Annotated in this window: 2 protein-coding genes; both read right to left on the minus strand. The window is 65.2% G+C overall.

All coding sequences use genetic code 11. The features are described from left to right. Positions 1-313: hypothetical protein (locus tag ABTW95_RS35670; protein WP_500228639.1), on the minus strand; the 313-nt coding region annotated here is incomplete at its 3' end. Between the two features lie 380 nt (positions 314-693). Next, positions 694-1,307, minus strand: a 614-nt coding sequence (locus ABTW95_RS35675) for an IS630 family transposase (RefSeq protein WP_500228640.1), incomplete at its 5' end; no start/stop codon positions are given.

Here is a 1,307-nt window from a genome sequence, read left to right on the forward strand (position 1 = left end):
CACAGGGCTGGGGCTCCTCATCCGGTGCCAGGGTCAGCGGACCCAGCCTTGCCACCAGTTCCTCGTCGTTCAGGTGCCCTCCGAACCGGTCCCAGCTCGCGATGAACCGTCCGGGCGTGAGTCCAAGGTCGAAAACCGATGTGAACGTCGAGATCATGCAGAAAGCAATCGCGCCGTCGCGGTCGACCGGATCGCTGATCCGAGCCTCCAGGTCGCCCTTCAGCCAGGTGAGCATCTCCAGCGTGGACGCCCCGCCGATCGCCCTCCGGCGCAGCTCCCGCTCGATCTCCTGCTGTCCAGCGCCCCGGCTCATACCCCACCCTTCGAAGAAACCAGCCCGCAAAGTAATGCTTCAAAACTTGGCTCGGCTTGATACGGGAAATGATGGCATGGTGCACTCCGCGATCCCCGCACAGCAGCCAACCCGCTCAGCTGCGATCTCTCGCCTTCGTGTCAGTGCGCGACCTGCGCGTCTCTCACCAGTCGACAGTGGATAGGCCCCGTTCTCTCACTTCCGTGACAGTCAGAACGAACATCAAAAAGCCCCGCTGACCTGCGCCTGAGTCCCTTCACGGGCAGGTCCGCCACTGTCACCCGCCCCACTGACACGAAGCCGAGAGGTCGAAGGCGGCGTATTGATCAGAAACTCAAAGGGGTCTCGTCCAGGACGTAGCGGACGTGCGGGCCGCCGAATTAGCCGCGGACGATGTGTGGCTGACGCTGGCGCTTATGGAAGAACCTGCGGGTTTCGGCGGCGAGTTCGGCCTGGTTCCTGGCCCGGTGGGTGTGGGGCAGGCTGCGTTTGAGGTCGGCGTTGACCAACTCGTCGGGGTTCAGTTCGGGTGAGTACGAGGGCAGGAAGTGCAGCTCGATCTGGTCCTGGTGGCCGGCGAGCCAGGCCCGGACAGTCTTCGAGCGGTGAGCCGAGTGCCGGTCGACGATCAGGTGGACCTTCCGGTCGAAGTGCCCGACGAGCCGGGCGAGGAAGCGGCACATGACCTTCGCGTCGAAAGACTCGGTGAAGACCATGAAGTGCATCCGGCCGCGGGTGCTGATCGCGGACATCGCGTTCACGGAGAACCGGTTCCGGGTCCGGCGGACGATGGGAGTCGTGCCCTTGGCGCCCCAGGTGCGGCCAGTGATCTGGTCCGAGCGGACCCCGACCTGATCAGCGAAGAGGACCTCGCCGTTCTCCGTCTTCGCCCTGGCCCGGATCGCCGGCCATGTCTCCTCGTGCCAGACCCGGACCGCTTCCGCGTCCTGCTCGACCGCCCGCTTGTCCGGACGCTGGAAGGTCAGCCCCCAAC

This window comes from Spirillospora sp. NPDC127506 (genome assembly GCF_040302145.1).
In the GTDB taxonomy this organism is placed as follows: domain Bacteria; phylum Actinomycetota; class Actinomycetes; order Streptosporangiales; family Streptosporangiaceae; genus Spirillospora.